The sequence below is a fragment of the Mycobacteroides sp. H001 genome (assembly GCF_001440005.1).
Taxonomy (GTDB): Bacteria; Actinomycetota; Actinomycetes; order Mycobacteriales; family Mycobacteriaceae; genus Mycobacterium; species Mycobacterium gwanakae.
Window position 1 is genome coordinate 1 of the sequence record NZ_LJYH01000010.1, and the last position, 16378, is coordinate 16378.

The following is a 16378-nucleotide window of genomic DNA, read 5'->3' on the forward strand; positions in this document are numbered from 1 at the left end:
CTTCAATCAACGACCATTGAGCATCGGTGAGCAGCTGGAACCGTGACATGGCCTAAGTCTCAGCCGAAACACCCGAAACATTTGTCAGACACGCCCTAGTCGCGTAAGGCGCGATAGAAGGTGCGTATGTCGTCAACGAGCAGAGCAGGTTCCTCTAACGCGGCGAAATGGCCTCCGCGGTCGACCTCAGTCCAATGGGTGATGGTGTTGGACTTTTCAGCGAAATAGCGCAGGCCGAAATCTGTTGCGAAGATGATGGCGCCGGTGGGCACTCCTGAGTTCGGCTTCTCTTCGTCCCATCCGAGTCCCTGTGCATAGCCGACATAGGCGGAGGACCCGGCGGTACCGGTGAGCCAGTAGATCATCACGTTGGTGAGCAGCCGATCCACGCTGATGATCTTCTCGGGCAACGTTTCTTGTGGATAGGTCCACTCACGGAATTTCTCCATGATCCAGGCGAGCTGACCGAGAGGCGAATCGGTGAGTCCATATGCCAGCGTCTGCGGGCGAGTCGACTGGATCGCCACATAGCCGGTGCCGGAACCGTCCGAGAAAAGCTCCTCGATCATATGCAGACGTGCCCGATCGGGCTCGCTGAGCGCGCTACGTACGTCATCCGGCACGGGGAAGCGCGGCATCGGTCCGGGCCCGCCGTTGACGTGCACGCCGATCACGTGTTCTGGCGCGGTGCGGGCGATATCGGGGCTGACCCCCGACCCGATATCGCCGCCATGTGCGCCATAACGGCGGTAGCCCAGTCGGCGCATCAACTCTGTCCAGGCTGATGCGATTTCTGTTTTGCTCCAACCCGATTCGGCGACTGGGCCCGAGAATCCGAAACCTGGCAGCGAGGGGATCACAACGTGAAAGGCATCGCGTGGGTCGCCACCGTGTGCGCGTGGATTCGTTAAGGGCCCGATGATGTCGAGGAATTCGGCCACCGATCCTGGCCAACCGTGGGTGAGCAGGAGCGGTAGGGCGTCGGGCTCGTCGGAACGTATGTGCAGGAAATGGATGCGCTGGCCCCTGATCGTGGTGACGAACTGCGGCCACGCGTTCAGTTCCTTCTCGGCCGCGCGCCAGTCGTAATCCGTGCGCCAGTACTCGACGATCTGGCGCAGCCACCACGTCGGCACCCCGGTACTCCAGCTGTCGGTTGGCAGTGCGGCCGGCCAACGGGTGTGATCCAACCGCCTCTGCAGATCATCAAGATCGCTCTGCGGGACGGCGATACGAAATGGGGTGATTGCTTCCATGATTGCAGGCTATGAGTCGGTTAGGACAGATCCGGCCCTAGGTGAATGGCAGGATGTCATCATGCTCGAACCGTCTGCCCGCCTGCTACGGCTGCTGTCGTTTCTCCAAACCCCGCGTGACTGGAGCGGTGGGGAGCTGGCCGAGCGGTTGGATGTCGATGCGCGCACTGTGCGGCGGGATATAGAAAAACTGCGCAAGCTGGGCTACCCGGTAGTGGCCATCCGCGGTATCGCCGGGTATCGACTTGGTGCGGGTGCCACGATGCCGCCCCTGCTTCTGGACGATGAGGAAGCCATCGCTGTTGCGGTGGGACTGTGCTGGGCGGCCGAAGGTGCAGCTACCGATACCGGGGAGAGCGCGCTTCGCGCCTTGCTGAAGATCGAACGGGTACTGCCCTCGCGATTGCGGCATAGATTCACCGCGCTGTGGGCAGCGACACTTGTCGTGCCGGGTGGAACCGCTGGTGCCGACCCGGGGACGCTCACCGCTATCGCTGGGGCGATACGTGACGCAGTGCAATTGCGCTTTGACTATCAGAAGCATGACGGCAGCTCCTCGCTCCGCCATGCCGAGCCACATAAGCTCGTCAGCGTAGGCCGACGCTGGTATCTGCTTGGCTGGGATACCGATCGGCAAGATTGGCGAACCTACCGGGTTGATCGGTTGCGCCCCCGGATCCCGTCCGGCCCGCGATTTGTGCCTCGCCCGATGCCCAGCGGTGGGGTAGCGGCATTTGTCACCCAGGGAGTCAGCGTGGTGCCGTATGCCTATCAGGCTAAGGTGACTGTCAAAGCCCCGATAATCGAAGTGGCCGAACGAATTTCACCGGCCGCCGGATACTTGGAAGCCATCGACGAACAGCGCTGTCTGCTGCACTTGGGTGCTAATACGTACGATGATCTGGCAATTCACCTGGGGCTGCTGGGCTTCCAGTTCACCGTGCATGAACCCGAAGCATTAATCCGCCACATGCGCGAATTGGCCGATCGCATGGCCGCGGCGACTAACTGAGTCCGGAGCTCGAACGGGAACGGTCTGCGTCGATGAGTCCAAGAAGCATGGGGGCCAGATAATTTCGCGCGAAAGTGCGTGTCTGCTCCGGCGTATCTAGTGGTATGGCGGTGTTTTTGGTGAGGATGAACGACAGTGTGAGGCGAGTGTGAAGTTCGGCAACGATCTGCAGGTGCTGACGTTGCTTGTCGGTCATGGGGTTGCCGTCATAGAGCTCGCGATGCCATACCGCTACGGAGAAGCCGTCGACGAGCTGGATCAGCGGTCCCGCATCCACAGTGAGAAGGGGTAACACGGTCTCCGGCTCGGTCTCGATCAACCTCGTCAATATGGGGTGGTTGCGCAAGAATTCGACGGTGAAGCGCGTACTTTCGGCAATGCGGTCCTCAATGGTCGGCTGGTTGGTGACCGCCGCTGTACTCCCGGCTAGATACTCGCGTACCCCTGCATCGATGACTGCATCGAGCAGCACTTGCTTGCTGGGGAATTTCCGGTAGACGGTAGCTCTTCCAAGCCGTGCCCTCTTGGCAATGTCCTCGATGGTCGACCGTCGCCATCCAACGGTTTCGATTTGTTCGCGTGCGGCGGTGAGGATGCGCGCAGTGACGTCGTCGCCGGTATCCAACTGGCTGATCAGCTCTGGGTCCTGAGCGGCGAGCCCTTTGACGAGAAGGTGCGCGAGGGGATGGCCATCGGTGTCTTTTGCCTCGTGCATAGCACCATGTTAACGTGATGAGATAACAAGACAATATTTGTCTCACGAGTATCTCGGGTGTTCCTGAGGTGCTGACGGGACGGGACAGTAAGGAGAGGTGATGGCCAACAGCCAGCTGCCGAGCCGCCATCTGGAGGGTCGTGCGCGCGTGGTCCGGTCCGGTGAATACGAACTCGCCGCATTTGAGTACGGCGATCCCGCGAACGAGACCGTGATCTTGCTCCATGGCTGGCCGGACACGCATCTGCTCTGGAGTGATGTGGTACCTCTGTTGGCTGATCGATACCATGTGGTCACCTACGACCAACGCGGCCACGGTCTGTCAAGCTCTCCGCAGAGCTGGCAAGATTTCGCGTTCGACAAGCTCGTCGCGGACATCGGGGCAGTGGCGGATGTTGTGAGCCCAGGCAGGCCTGTGCACTTGCTCGGGCACGACTTCGGCGCAATCTATGCCTGGGAAGCCGTGTGCGACGACGACGCTGACAGTCGATTCGCCTCTTTCACCTGCGTGTCGGGCTTCAGCCTCGACCAGGCTGGCCTCTGGATGCGCAAGGCCCTTCGTCACCCGACGCCACGAAATCTGCTGGGCCTCATGGGTCAACTGTTGTGCTCGTCCTACATCTTCTGGTTGTTCGTGCCTGGCCTGCCCGCACGCCTCTTCACGTATCTGGGCAGACGTGAGGTGTGGAAGCGAGCGCTTGGGGTTCTTTCACGGGTCCCTGCTGAAAAGGCATATTTAGCAGAAACATTGGAGCAAGACATGCTGGGCGGTATGCGTATCTACCGTGCCAACATCGGCAAGATCTTCCGCCCGAAGGAAAGCCGAACGAAGGTGCCCGTGCAGATGATTACCTCGAAATACGATGTCGCGATTCGTCGGATACCGCTTGACGATGCGCCGCGTTGGGCGCAGGAACTGCACTTCCACGAGATTCCCGCGGGGCACTGGTCGCCTTTCACGCACCCGCGTGAGATCGCCGACCTGACGATTGCGTTCGTGGACGCGCATCGAAGTCGCTAGTGCGTGCTGCACACTCGGGCCGGACTGACCTCATCCTGAGCGCTTGTAACCGGGCATGCGTATGCATGTCCGGTTATAAGCGCCGTTAAGTCAGGCCCGGTCTCAGCTCGTCAGGTATACGCCTGCTGGTTATTCGGCGTCGAATAAGTCTGGGCGGTCTACCCCGGCGATCGAAACTATTGCGTCCGCCCCGGGCTGGTTCATTGTCGAAATAACCTGGTACACAGTGCTCTTTGCCCAATTTGGCAGGTGTATCCAAGCGCGCAACGCCAGCGACGGTCGCCACGGCCACAATGCTCGCTTCGGGGGATGGATCACCGACGCCACGCTGTATGCGACCTCCACTGTGGTTATCAAGGGATACGCCGGGGCTGCGGTCGTCGATGCCGGACCGCCGCTGCTGTCGCTGGCCAATCGCGGTGGTACGCGAGGCATTGTTGTTGTTGTGCCAAGGCGCGGTGCGCGAATGGGCGGCGTGGTCAACGAATTGTCGAGTGATCCGCTTCGGGCTGGGTAACAACGGCCCACGTGCAACCAACGATCGATACCGTTACGCGAGGGGCCATTAAGCCGTCGCAAGTTTGGGCCACCGAGGTCAACTGGGAGGAACTCCCTGCCGCATACGTCGAGGAGCCACGCAAACTCATCGCCGTACGGCCAAACGTCTAGTCTGAGCTGAGCAGTCTGCCACCTGGCGAACCCGCGCCTAAGTTGGCCACCCTATTGTCGAGCCGTGTAGGCTTGTCAGCGTCGGCCGACGCTGGTATCTGCTTGGTTGCGATACTGACCGGCAAGATTCGCGAACCTACCGGGTTGATCGGTTGCGACCCCGGATCCCGTCGGGCCCGGGATTTGCGCCCAGCGGTGGGGTGGCGGCATTTGTCACCCAGGGATTCAGCTTGGCGCCGTACGCCTGTCAGACTAAGGCTACCGTCGAGGCTCTGATAATCGAAGTGGCCGAAGGAATTTCACCGGCCGCCGGATACCCGGAAGCCATCGACGAACGGCTAGCCGGCAGAATATGTTGCTTAACAGGCATTTTCGTGCTCTGTCGCGCTGGTTATGTAGCGGATGGTTGTTTGCGGGCACTGGCGAGGAGGCTCTCTGCTGCGCGTTGGGCGCGGTGAATGACCTCTGGGTCGCGTCGTGCCGCGCTGAGGGCGAAGGCTCCTTCGATGAGCAGTGTGATTGCATCGATCGGCCAGTCGGCATCGACACCTTCGGCCCGTACCAGGTCTGCGACGAGCTCACGGCGGGCATCGGTATGCGAGCGGACGACAGGGCGCACGGGATGGTGTTCGGCATGCATCTCCAGCCCACTATTGAGGAAAGCGCAGCCCTGAAACGCCGGCTCGGCGAAAACGCGGGCGAGCACCCCGAACAAGGCCTCTATCGGGCTGGCGCCCCGAGATACTTTGCGCTCCACGGCACTACGCAACCCGGCGATAGCCGGACTGTCACGGGCTTCGAGTGCCGCGGCCACGAGCTCATCTTTAGACCCGAAATGCTGATACAGGGTGCGCTTGGTTACGCCGGCAGCCTTGACTATCGCATCGACTCCGGTTGCATCAATGCCATTCGCGTATGTCAGTTGTGCGGCAGCTTCCAGCAACCGAACGCGTGCTGATGTAGCTGCTCCTGGTTCGGGCATGTAGCCGAGTATACCGATCGGTTGACTTTAGGTATACCGACCGGTATGTATATCTGTGTGGCGTTGTTCAGCGTCTGAGCCCTCGAATTCCAAGGAGAGAGTCATGCCGGTTGTGAATATCAGCGTCCCGGCGGGTGTGCTGTCGCTCGAGCAGAAGCAGCAGCTTGTGGCTCGCATCACCGATGTTGTTGTTGAGGTGGAAGGAATTCCGCAGATTCGCCCGGCAGTACATGTGTTGATCAACGAGGTGGCCGACGGCGGCTGGGGCACAGGCGGCAAGGCCTGGACGCTGCAGGAACTGACATCAGCCTTCGTCGGCAAGACGGGCGAGGAAGCACACTAGTGCGCTCACTAGTTTATGTCGCGCGACGCTCGCTGTGGGCGAAGCGTTTACAGTTCGCGGCGCTATGGCCTTATGCGCTTGCGGCGCTGGTACTTGCTGGCGCGTATGGATACGTGTACAGCCATCCGCCGGTCGCACTGTTCGCAGCGGAGACGCACAGTGCGTCTCCGCTGCGTTTGCTGTCTCAGCAACCCCGTCGTGTGACGTATGAGCTGTCTGCACCGGGGCCGGGCTCCGGCCTTGTGGTCTACCTCGACGAGCACAACCAACGAATGAAGCAGGCCGTGCAACTGCCCTGGTCCACCGAAATCGTCGTTTCCGGATCCGCGACGCCGGCGAGCCTGGTTGCGCAGGCGAATGGATCAGGGCTGCGGTGCCGCATCCTCGTCGATGGCGAGGAACGCGTCTCATACACGGCAACCAATGCGGCAGCAGCAGTGAACTGCACGTTGAAAGGATGAGATGAAGCGTCGACAGCCTGAATCCGCAGTGGGCCTATTCCGCAGGGTTGGCGAGGTTCTGCACGAGCCTTTCCGTCGAGAGCCCGAGCCGCACGAGCGCAGGCCGCGATTTCCCGAACTTGTCCGCCGATTATCGGCGCCTATCATCCTCTTCTGGATGGCCGTGACTGTAGCTTTCTTGCTCGTGGCTCCGATTCCGGAGAGCGTTGTCAAGAGCGAATCGGCCCCTTTGCTCGGGAGCGATACACGCACCAGTGCGGGACTGAAGGAAGTTGTTTCAACCTTCGGCGATGGCGACTCGGATAATGTCCTCTTTCTTGTCCTGGAGAATTTGAATGGACTAAATCAGGCTGACCACGACTATTACGATCGCGTGGTTCACCAGTTACGCCAGGACCGCCAGCATGTGGGATCGGTGCAGGACTTTTGGTCGGACCCGGACACCGAAGAAGTGGTCCAGAGCCAAGACGGCAAGGCTGCGTACGCGATGGTGATTGCGGCCGGTGCTCAGGGCTCCGGCGAGGGTCTTCAATCCATCACCGCTATTCGTGAGGCGGTTGCGAAATACCCGACCAGAACAGGTACGGCCGCGTACGTGGCTGGCCCTGGTGCGATGACGAGCGATACTTTGGCGCTAGCCGATGAGGACATGATCAAGCTCACCCTGATCAGTTCCGTCTTGATCTTCGTTGTTGCATTGGTGGTGTATCGCTCTCTGTTCACCGTGCTCGTGATTACCACGCCGGTGGCTATCTCGGTCGGGCTGACCCGTGCGGCGATTGGGTACCTCGGCGCGCACCATTACTTTGAGATTTCCGTGTTCAGCACTCTGTTGCCGGCCGCGTTCGTCCTTGGCGCGTGCACGGATTACTCAATCTTCTTCGTGGGTCGCTATCAGGAAGCCCGGCGCAGCGGGCGTGGTTTTGTTGACGCGTACCACGATATGTTCCGCGGCGTGTCACATGTTGTGCTGGCCTCTGGCCTCACCATAGCCGGTGCTTGCATATGCATGAGCTTCACCGAACTTTCACTGTTCCACTCCGCCGGTATCCCCTGCGCGATCGGCATTTTGATCAGTATTGCGGTCTCATTGACCCTCACCCCAGCACTCGTCGAGTTCTACCGGCTACTCGGTTTTCTCGAGCCAAAGGAAGCGCGACAGGGACAAAGATGGCGCAAGTTGGGGGCCGTCGTGGTCCGGTGGCCTGGGCCTGTCTTAGCTGCCACTGTACTGCTCTTGGCTCCGTTCGCCGCCGCTGCGACAAATATGCGCATCGGCTACGACGAACGCGAGCAGCAGCCCGCTTCGCTTCCGAGCCTGGTTGGGTACCAGGCGATCGAACGTCATTTCCAAAAAAATCGCCTCAATACGGAATTCGTCTTCATACAAGCAGATCACGACCTGCGCAATCCCGCGGATATGGTCATCCTGGACCAAGTCGCCGCCAAAATCGCCGAGATGCACGATGTGGAGTTCATTCAAAGTGTCACTCGGCCTTTGGGCCGCAAGATCGAGGCCGGGACGCTGACATATCAAGCCGGTTACGCGGGGAATCAGCTAGGGCTGCAGGCGGATCTGCTGGATGAACGCACTGACGACTTCGACACGTTGCTACGAGTCTTAGAGTCGGTGTCGGCTACAACCAGTCAGCTGCAGCATGCATTCGATGCTGCCTCTGGCGGGCTTAGTAACCTCGACGCCTCCAGTGCCCAACTGCAAGAAGCGGCGACAGCACTGCAAGAATTAACCGGCACCGTCAGCGAGAAGCTCAGGCCAATCCAGGATCTAATCGCTGCCAACCCCTCGTGCAACGACCAGGAACTCTGTCATTTTGCGAGTACCGCATTGGACAGTCTGAACAAGGTCGGCAATTTGGGTGACAGCATGAAGAGTCTGCGGTCTGGGATCAACAGTTTGCACGGTGCCTTGCCGATCACCGGTGGCACGATTCCGACGCTGCGGTCGTCGGTCACGCAAATACATACAATCACCGCGCGGCTCTCGAGCCTGATCCGGAACTCGCTTCCGCAATTGCGTGAGTCAGCGCGGCTTGCTCAAGAGTTGGGAAACAGCTACGGCGACAGCGAGGCCGGTGGTTTCTTCCTGCCTGCGGACGCGTTCACGAATAAACAGTTCAAGAAGAGTATGGACAGGCTCGTCAGCCACGATGGCCGATCCACTCGAATGATCGTGTACAGCACCGTCAATAGCTTCACATTGCCCGCGATTGACGGCGTTTATGACATGAAACACAAAGTCGAAGAAGCGCTCTGGGGTACGAAATTGCAGGGTTCCCGGGTGATAGTCACCGGCGTCCGCACGTTTACCGCTGATGTCCACGAGTCTCTGCGGCGTGATACCGGCATCCTCGCGGTGACAGCCTTCGCATTGGTGTTCGCCATCGTGCTGCTCCTGCTACGCAGCGTGGTTGCGGCACTGGTCGTCGTATTGACCAGCGCATTCTCTTTCTTGGCTGCAGCTGGTATTACGTGGCTGATCTGGTGGCAAGCAACTGGGATTCCGATCCACTGGGGCATACCGCAAGTCGCGTTCGCCGTACTGGTGGCGATCGGTGCCGACTACAACCTCCTGCTGACCTCGCGCATGAAGGAGGAGTCTCGTGCGGGACTGCGCATCGGAATGATCCGGTCATTCGCCAGCACCGGCACCGTGGTGACCACCGCCGGAATCGTCTTCGGACTCACGATGTTCGCCTTGCTCAGTGCGAGCGGTGGAAATACGCAGGCGTCCGGTCTCTTCATTGGGATTGGGCTCTTGCTGGACACGTTCATCGTTCGGACATTCCTCCTCCCGTCTGTCGCCGCGTTGCTCGGCAGGTGGTTCTGGTGGCCGCTGCGACCGTCTGTAAAACCCGTCGAAACGGCGTCGGCTGGGTAATGAAACCCGTCGAGAATGGATTCCTCTAGGCCTATCTCAGCCTCGAGACTGAGATAGGGAACGAAGAGCTTCAGCGGTGAAGCTGTCATCGGTGCTCCACGCACCCCAAACATATGCGTGTTTTCAGGGCAGTGGCGAAGGCTCATATGCGACGGCGGGTTCTTGATCGTGAATTGCTGTCTGGTGTGTGGTCCTGTCGGGGGAATGTGTGATCGCTTTGGGTTGTGTGAGCGGTGTGGTGTGTGTGGCTGTGGTGGGTGTGTTGGGTGGTGTGTGTTCGGCTGTGTTACGGTTAACACACTGTTTTAAACAGTGTTTATTCGCATGTGAAGGGGCCTTGAACCGATGAGATTTGTTTCGTTGATGCGTGGCGGTGTTGTCCGTGGTTTGGCTGCCGCGGCCTTGGGGGCTGCGGTGTTGTTGGCGGCTGCCGGTGTTGGTGGCGGTGTGCCGGTTGCGCATGCGTTTTCGCGTCCTGGGCTGCCGGTGGAGTATTTGGAGGTGCCGTCGCCGTCGATGGGCCGCGATATCAAGGTGCAGTTCCAAGGTGGTGGCCCCAAAGCTATTTACCTGCTCGATGGGCAGCGGGCGCGGGAGGACTACAGCGGGTGGGATATCGAGACCACTGCTTTTGAGGACTACTACCAATCTGGTGTGTCGTTGGTGATGCCGGTGGGTGGGCAGTCGAGCTTCTACACCGATTGGTACAACCCGGCCAAGGGGACGGATGGCAGCGGCAACAAGGGTGTGTGGACCTACAAGTGGGAAACATTCATCTCCAGTGAGCTACCGGCATGGTTGGCCGCCAACAGGGGCATTTCGGCGACGGGTAACGCAATTGTCGGGTTGTCGATGGGCGGTATTTCAGCGCTGACGCTGGCGATCTATCACCCTCAGCAGTTCATCTACTCGGCGGCGCTGTCGTCTCCGAACTACACATCGCCTCAGAAATTTCAGATCGGTTTGGCGATGGGGGATTGCGGCGGTTTCGATAAGGCTGATATGTGGGGCCCCGATAACGATCCGGCGTGGGATCGCAATGATCCGTACCTTCATGTGGACAAACTCATCGCCAACAACACCCGGTTGTGGATCTATAACGGCAGCGGTGATGCCACTGCCGGAGATGACGATCGCCCCGGCCTGGAGAAGTTCACCGGAGGATTTCTCGAAGGCTATTTGACCCCGTACTCGCATCAGTTTGTGGATGCCTACACCGCCGCGGGTGGCAAGAACGCCCACATTGATTTCGCCAAGGGTGGTCTACACAACTGGTACTACTGGGGCCAGCAGCTACGGGCCATGAAGTCCGACGTCATCGGCTACCTCAACAGCCACTAACCCGATATTGACATTTTGGCTTGATTCGTTAACGTAGCCGACTACACCATTCGGTCTAGTCGGTGGAGGTCGACTCATGGAGAAGTTTGACGTGGCTGTCGTCGGAGCGCGGTGTGCGGGTGCCTCGCTCGCCATGCAACTGGCACGCCAGGGCCTCAACGTATGCCTGGTCGACAAGGTGCGGTTTCCTGCGGACAAGGCTTCCACGCATTTGTTTACCCCCAGTGGCACGGCGGTTTTAGAGCGACTGGGTGTGCTTGACGACGTGGTGGACGCAGGGGCGACGCCACTACGGACGATGCGGTTGCGTAGTAACGACGTGAGCGTCACCACCCGACCCGACCCTGAGGTCATCGGAGTGATGCTTGGTATGCGGCGCGAGACCTTCGACCCGATTCTGTTGGAGCACGTCGCCCGCACGGGCGCTGAGATCCGTACCGGGTGTCGCGTCGACGGTGTCCTGACCGACAAAGGGCGAGTCGTCGGACTGGAAACACAGAGTGGTCCCATTCATGCGGAACTCGTAGTCGGCGCAGACGGGCAGCATTCGCGAATCGCCGAACATGTTGGAGCGCGAGAGTATTTGACCATTCCTGGCTCGTACATGCCGGTCTGGTCGTTCTACGAAGGGGCGAACCCGCCGTACGACCTAGTGATGGGTCGGGTGGGTGAAGGAAATGGTATTGCGCTGCCGCTGGACAACGGCGTCTACATCGCAATGCTCGGTACGCCGATGCATAAGGCCGATGCTTTTCTGGCTGATCGCTACACGAACTTCGATGCCGCACTGACGCGTTGGCCCGAGATGGCCGAGGCGGTCGCGGGAGCGACGCGCCGGGGGCCGTTGCGCATCCTGCGGCGCTGGCACGGCTACTTCCGAACGGCTGCAGGCCCCGGCTGGGTGCTGGTGGGCGACGCCGGCCATTTCAAAGACCCGGCGCCCGGGCAGGGAATGGCCGATGCGTTCCGCCAGAGCGAGTCCTTGGCGGCTCGCATCGTGGCAGGACTGGGCGGCGACACCATCGACACAGAATTGTTGGACTGGTGGCGATGGCGCGACCTGGATGCAGTGGAAATGTATTGGGCCGCATCAACTCTAGGCGAGCTGACTAATCCTGCGGCCGTCACGGATGCGGCCTTCCGGACTCTGGGCAAGAGTGATGTGGCTTTGGAGCGGATGCTGCAGGCGATCCTGCCGCGTACCGTCAAGCCGCGCGGTGCCGTTCGCCTACGGGATGCCTCGCGGCTGGCTGCGTACGTCGCCGCAGCGGTTGTCAGACATCCGAGTCAGCTTGCGCCGACGATCAACGCGGCGAGGTGGCAGGTACGTCAGATAACGCGACTTGCGCTTGCCCATCCCGGGCATTGGCTCGGCGCACGGCGATACCGGGAACTGCCCGTTTTACCACCCCGACAGGGTATGCCGGATGTTTTCGAGCCCGAGTTCTCGGTGCCCGAAGCGGGATAAGACGCGCAGCTCGATCTGTTACTACCCTTGACGATGTTTGAATGGGCGAGTGGAACAACCGGATGCCCGCACCAGACTGCTAGAGGCGACCGAACAGGTGCTGCTCGAAGACGGAGTCGCGGGCCTGTCCATACGCCGGGTGACAGGCCTGGCTGGAATGAATGTCAATGCCGTCAATTACACCTTCGGGAGCAAGGACGCGCTCTTACGCGCGCTCATGATGCGCATCATGGAGCCCTCTCTTGTCGAGCGCAGCCGTCGTCTTACCGAGGTGGCCGGAACTCCGGGGCACACGATCGAGGATCTTGTCGAGGCCTTCCTGGGGCCGCAGGTGCGTGCCAGCCCTCAGCAGATCGCGCTATTCGTCGAACTCGGGATCAAACCCAGGCTCGGGGGTGACGAGCGGTACGAAGCAACCAGGGAAGACATTGTTCAGTCGGGAATTGGCCAGATGGTCACCGCGCTGATCCCACTACTCCCGGGGCTGCCTTTGCCGGTGGTCGCCTTTCGTGTCGAGACCATGCTGGGGATGTCCCTCATGCATGTGTTGGGCAGGACCCATCTCGCCGCCAAATATGGCCTGGCGCAAGGCGACGGGGGGCAGGATCTCATCGACGACATAGTCAGCTTCTTCTCTCACGCGCTAGCCGCACCGACGGAGTTGCGACCGTTGCCGGAATCTGAGATGTAGGACGCTAGTTCACGTTGGTGATGATCAGGCAGGCGAGGGTGCCGACCACGATGCTGAGCACCGCGTTGCGTCGCCAGAGATGTATGCCCACTGTCGTCACCACGCCGACGATGGGCCCGGCGCCGTGTGACGGTCCCGTCAGGTTGATCGTCGAAAGGCAATACACGGCAAGAATGGCGGTGGCGCCCAGTGGAATCCAGCGTCCCAGGTCGGCAGCCAGCTCGCTGTTCTTGATGGCGTTTCGCGCGGCGAAGGGTAGAGCCCGCAAGGCGAAGGTGATCACCACGGCGGAGACCAAAGCCACTGCGATGTAAGCGGGTTCAGGCATGGCCTGCCCGCTCTTCCGTGCCGGAGTGGGTGAGGTGGTGCCGGACAACAAGAGTGACGGTGTAGCAGCACATGGCCACGAGAATCATCGCGCCAGGGGCGATCGCCAGTGCCGCGAGTGCCGCCACCACCGCGAGCGCGATACCAGGGATATCCGGCCGCAAACGGTAGGTGTCAAGAACGAGCACCAAGAACATGGCGATGAGCACGAAATCCAGCCCCTTCAGTCCGCTGAGGAAGGAGGCTCCAGCGAGACCGCCGGTGGTCGCCCCCGCAACCCATGAAAGGTGCAGACCGCATTGGGTCCACAGAATCCGGCGCGAGCTCAACGCCCGGTGGTCCAGCGCGGTGATCAATGCGTAGGCCTCGTCACATAGCGCGAACATGCTGTACGACTTGCCCAGTCGGCTGGCGACTCGGTCAAGGGGGAATGACATCCCGTAGAAGAGATGGCGGGAATTGACGAGGAATGTCGTCAGCGCTATGGCCGGCACTGATGCGCCCGCGGACAGCATGCCGATCAAGATGAACTCGACCGAGCCGGCGAACAGGACTCCGGAGATGATCGGTGCCAGCCACCAGGGGAGCCCATGAGAGGTGATTACGACGCCTAATCCGATACCGAGGGCAAACAAACCCGCCCAGACAACGCCAGCATGGCTGACTGCTTTGACCAGCTCGTCCCGGTGTCGAGGCTGTGGCGGCAACACCTCCTGATTCATGTAGCAATCATAGAGTGGCATGCGAGCATGATGATTGTGCATATTGCTCATCGGGAGGTCATTCCGGCAATATAGATGCATGGATAGGCTTGATCGCGCAATAATCAATCAGCTGCAGGGTAGCGGTCGCCTGACGAATCAGGAGTTGGCTGACCGGGTCGGCCTCACCCCGGCACCGTGCTTGCGACGCGTCCGCCGCTTGGAGGCTGAGGGTGTCATCACCGGCTACACCGCGTTGGTGAATCCGGCGGCACTGGGGCGCGACTTCGAGGTGATCATCTACGCCGATCTCGTGGCCAAAGACCTCGCCACTGTGGCGTCCTTCGAGGAGCGCCTGGTCGCGATGGACGAAGTCGCCGAACTCAGGCGCATGTTCGGTATTCCCGACTACTTCATCCGGGTGCAGACCGCCGACCTCGCGGCCTATGAGCAGTGGTTGAGCATCAAGCTCATGGGCGACCCGGCGATCGCCCGCGTTGACTCGCGGTTGACCATGAAACTCCTCAAATCACGCCGCTGAGTGGACGTGATAATCGCCCTGAAGATGAGTTGAGTCCCTGTCAGTGCTCATCCGGTGTTGGCGGAGAGGGGGTTTCATCGGGATCTGTGCTCCATGTGGTGGGGAGCATGGGCGTAGTCCTGGAGCCATCCATCGCACCGGTGTCGTTGCCGACGTTCTCGCGTGCGACGAGCCCGGCAGCGGTGGGCGCGGTGGTGGTCTTTGGGATGGTGCCGGCCAACCCGAGATGTCCAGTGCCGCGGGTCGACGCGGTGCTTTGGCTTTGCGGGGATCTGGGCGGCTCACCGTAGTCGGCATCGACCGTGACGTTCATGTCCATGTACTGCGGTGCTGGGTCTTTCACTCGTGCACCACGTTTGCGTCGAGCTCGCGATCGGGCAGATGCTGCCGCGGCGGCTGCCGCAGAGACTCCGGAGGCCGGGGCCTGGGCCTTGCTGCCCTCATTGAGGGTTGGTCCGAAACGAATGGCGGGCGGTTCTTCGGGATTCACGGCGACGAGGTATGGCGTAAACGCCGCCGTTGCGGTGGTGGGCGCCGGAGCTGGCGCCGGGGCCGATGGTGCAGGTGCCGTCCCAGTGGGGACCGGAACGCCTGTGGGCGCCAACGCGATCGCAGGAAGGGACTCTATGTGTTCGCGCTGTACGGGGGCGGTATTGCGGAGCTCAGGCTGAACTTCATCGGCCGGTGCTTCGACGGCGGGGGGCTGCAGATACTGCCAGGCCGCCAAGATCAGTAGCGGCAGCCACAGTGGTGCGGAGAGCAACGCAGCCCAGAACAACCAAAACACCTGCGCAAAAACCAGGTACGCCATCACACCGAGCATCAGCAGGAACGGCAGCCAGGTGGCCAATGCGGCCCCCGGGTTTCGGATGAAATCTCCGATGATTCGGATCAGCGTGCCCAGCGGGTCGCGGAAGAAATCCATCAGCTGATCGATAACGCTGTTGCTGCTGTCCAGTGCCGAACCGGCTTCCGCGGCTTGGGCCTGTGCTGCGAGCCCGGACATGTCAGCCATGCGCAACATCGCGCCGGCGGGCTCCATGATGGGCGGAGAGGGAGTCGCCGGAGGCGCCGACGCCACCGCGGCACTCGAAACCCCTTGGTAGACACCCATGGTGGTGGCGGCCTGCACCCACATGCGGAGATAGTCGGCCTCGTTGAGTGCGAGGGGGATCGTGTTGATCCCAAAGAAGTTTGTGCCCACCAAGATGCCGTGAATCGTGTGGTTCATGGCCAGTTCGGGCAAGGTCGGCATGGCCGCCAACGCCGTGGTGTAGGCCGCGGCGCCTGCCTCCTGCAGCGCAGCGTTGGAGGCGCTCGCTGCGCTCTGCTGAGTCAGCCAGGCCAAGTAGGGCGTATGGCTGGCCACATATTGGGCGGCGCTGGGTCCCTGCCATGCCCCCGCCGCGGCCGCGCTCAGCAGCTGGGTCAACTCCGTTGCTGCCGTGGCGTACTCGGTTGATAGTGCTTGCCACTGCGCTGCGGAAGCCAGCATCGGGCCTGGGCCCGGGCCTGCGCTGAGCAGTGCCGAATGTACTTCCGGGGGAAACGCCATCCATATGGGCGCCGACATCCCCGCTAGCCCCCGGCGCTCATGTGCTCGGCCTTGCTGGATTCGGGCTGAACTGCCCGTTCCTGATTGCTCAACTTACAGCCTTTCCATGATTTGAAGGCTCGCCCGACAACGCATCAGCGCGAGTAAATTAGCATTGGCTTACCTAATTTGTCGAGACCTCCGGTTACGGGATTGCCTGGGATGACGAATCGAATCCGTTTGAGCAGTGATCATTACGTCGAGGTGTGCGACGATCAGGCTGCATTCGGCTGGCCGAGCCGGAATCTAGTTTGTAGCTGTGGTGATGCGCCATCCGGTGGTGGATTCTTGTTGGCGCCAGAATTCTGAGAAGCGGCCTGCGAGAGAGCTGAGTTCGGTGATGGAGCCTTGTTCGAT

At 60.7% G+C, this 16378-nt stretch carries 17 protein-coding genes; 11 read left to right on the top strand and 6 right to left on the bottom strand.

The window, feature by feature from the left end; genetic code table 11:
* Nucleotides 1-95 precede the first annotated feature (95 nt).
* The gene (locus AOT83_RS00155; RefSeq protein ID WP_057965742.1) at nt 96-1256 is read right to left on the bottom strand and encodes an epoxide hydrolase family protein; all 1161 of its coding nucleotides are present in this window, start codon (nt 1254-1256) and stop codon (nt 96-98) included.
* Nucleotides 1257-1317: 61 nt separating this feature from the next.
* On the opposite strand from AOT83_RS00155, the gene AOT83_RS00160 reads away from it, so the two are divergent.
* Complete coding sequence (locus AOT83_RS00160; protein WP_057965757.1) at nt 1318-2268, top strand: WYL domain-containing protein; 951 nt, start codon at nt 1318-1320, stop codon at nt 2266-2268.
* Here AOT83_RS00160 and AOT83_RS00165 read toward each other — a convergent pair.
* Nucleotides 2261-2983, bottom strand: a complete 723-nt coding sequence (locus AOT83_RS00165; RefSeq protein WP_057965743.1) for a TetR/AcrR family transcriptional regulator — start codon at nt 2981-2983, stop codon at nt 2261-2263. The genes AOT83_RS00160 and AOT83_RS00165 overlap by 8 nt on opposite strands.
* A 100-nt stretch (nt 2984-3083) precedes the next feature.
* On the opposite strand from AOT83_RS00165, the gene AOT83_RS00170 reads away from it, so the two are divergent.
* From AOT83_RS00170 to AOT83_RS26540, 3 genes are all read left to right on the top strand, one after another.
* Nucleotides 3084-4004 carry an alpha/beta fold hydrolase gene (locus AOT83_RS00170; RefSeq protein ID WP_057965744.1) on the top strand — a complete coding sequence of 307 codons (921 nt, stop codon included), beginning with the start codon at nt 3084-3086 and terminating at the stop codon, nt 4002-4004.
* 226 nt (nt 4005-4230) lie between these two features.
* Complete coding sequence (locus AOT83_RS27735) at nt 4231-4521, top strand: hypothetical protein (protein ID WP_057965745.1); 291 nt, start codon at nt 4231-4233, stop codon at nt 4519-4521.
* 205 nt (nt 4522-4726) lie between these two features.
* Nucleotides 4727-5131, top strand: coding sequence for a WYL domain-containing protein (locus tag AOT83_RS26540; RefSeq protein WP_081343799.1), 405 nt, complete (start codon nt 4727-4729; stop codon nt 5129-5131).
* Here AOT83_RS26540 and AOT83_RS26545 read toward each other — a convergent pair.
* A complete protein-coding gene (locus tag AOT83_RS26545; protein ID WP_081343800.1) occupies nt 5065-5655 on the bottom strand; it encodes a TetR/AcrR family transcriptional regulator in 591 nt (196 codons plus the stop codon). The two genes, AOT83_RS26540 and AOT83_RS26545, sit on opposite strands and share 67 nt — an antisense overlap.
* A 103-nt stretch (nt 5656-5758) precedes the next feature.
* Between AOT83_RS26545 and AOT83_RS00185 the strand changes: the two genes are divergently transcribed.
* The 6 genes from AOT83_RS00185 to AOT83_RS00210 all read left to right on the top strand — a co-directional run bounded on the left by AOT83_RS00185 (nt 5759) and on the right by AOT83_RS00210 (nt 12858).
* Nucleotides 5759-5998 (top strand): 4-oxalocrotonate tautomerase family protein, encoded by a 240-nt coding sequence (locus AOT83_RS00185; RefSeq protein ID WP_057965747.1) that lies wholly within the window; start codon nt 5759-5761, stop codon nt 5996-5998.
* Nucleotides 5998-6459 carry an MmpS family transport accessory protein gene (locus AOT83_RS00190; protein ID WP_057979796.1) on the top strand — a complete coding sequence of 154 codons (462 nt, stop codon included), beginning with the start codon at nt 5998-6000 and terminating at the stop codon, nt 6457-6459. The genes AOT83_RS00185 and AOT83_RS00190 overlap by 1 nt, the downstream gene beginning before the upstream one ends.
* 157 nt (nt 6460-6616) lie before the next feature.
* Nucleotides 6617-9358 carry an RND family transporter gene (locus AOT83_RS00195; protein ID WP_057965749.1) on the top strand — a complete coding sequence of 914 codons (2742 nt, stop codon included), beginning with the start codon at nt 6617-6619 and terminating at the stop codon, nt 9356-9358.
* Between the two features lie 345 nt (nt 9359-9703).
* On the top strand, nt 9704-10699 hold the full coding sequence (locus AOT83_RS00200; RefSeq protein ID WP_057965750.1) for an alpha/beta hydrolase family protein: 996 nt from the start codon (nt 9704-9706) through the stop codon (nt 10697-10699).
* 76 nt (nt 10700-10775) lie between these two features.
* A complete protein-coding gene (locus AOT83_RS00205) occupies nt 10776-12167 on the top strand; it encodes an NAD(P)/FAD-dependent oxidoreductase (protein WP_057965751.1) in 1392 nt (463 codons plus the stop codon).
* A 49-nt stretch (nt 12168-12216) separates the two neighbouring features.
* Entirely contained in the window at nt 12217-12858 is a 642-nt protein-coding gene (locus AOT83_RS00210) for a TetR/AcrR family transcriptional regulator (RefSeq protein ID WP_057965752.1), read from the top strand.
* 4 nt (nt 12859-12862) lie between these two features.
* Here AOT83_RS00210 and AOT83_RS00215 read toward each other — a convergent pair whose 3' ends face one another.
* Nucleotides 12863-13186: an AzlD domain-containing protein gene (locus AOT83_RS00215; RefSeq protein ID WP_057965753.1), complete on the bottom strand. Its 324-nt coding sequence runs from the start codon at nt 13184-13186 to the stop codon at nt 12863-12865.
* Entirely contained in the window at nt 13179-13907 is a 729-nt protein-coding gene (locus AOT83_RS00220) for an AzlC family ABC transporter permease (protein WP_057965754.1), read from the bottom strand. Before AOT83_RS00220 ends, AOT83_RS00215 begins: the two co-directional genes overlap by 8 nt.
* A 79-nt stretch (nt 13908-13986) precedes the next feature.
* Here AOT83_RS00220 and AOT83_RS00225 point away from each other — a divergent pair, with 79 nt between their 5' ends.
* Nucleotides 13987-14427 carry an Lrp/AsnC family transcriptional regulator gene (locus AOT83_RS00225; RefSeq protein WP_057965755.1) on the top strand — a complete coding sequence of 147 codons (441 nt, stop codon included), beginning with the start codon at nt 13987-13989 and terminating at the stop codon, nt 14425-14427.
* Between the two features lie 40 nt (nt 14428-14467).
* On the opposite strand, the gene AOT83_RS00230 is transcribed toward AOT83_RS00225, so the two are convergent.
* Nucleotides 14468-16000 (bottom strand): PPE domain-containing protein, encoded by a 1533-nt coding sequence (locus AOT83_RS00230; RefSeq protein ID WP_057965756.1) that lies wholly within the window; start codon nt 15998-16000, stop codon nt 14468-14470.
* Nucleotides 16001-16378 lie beyond the last annotated feature (378 nt).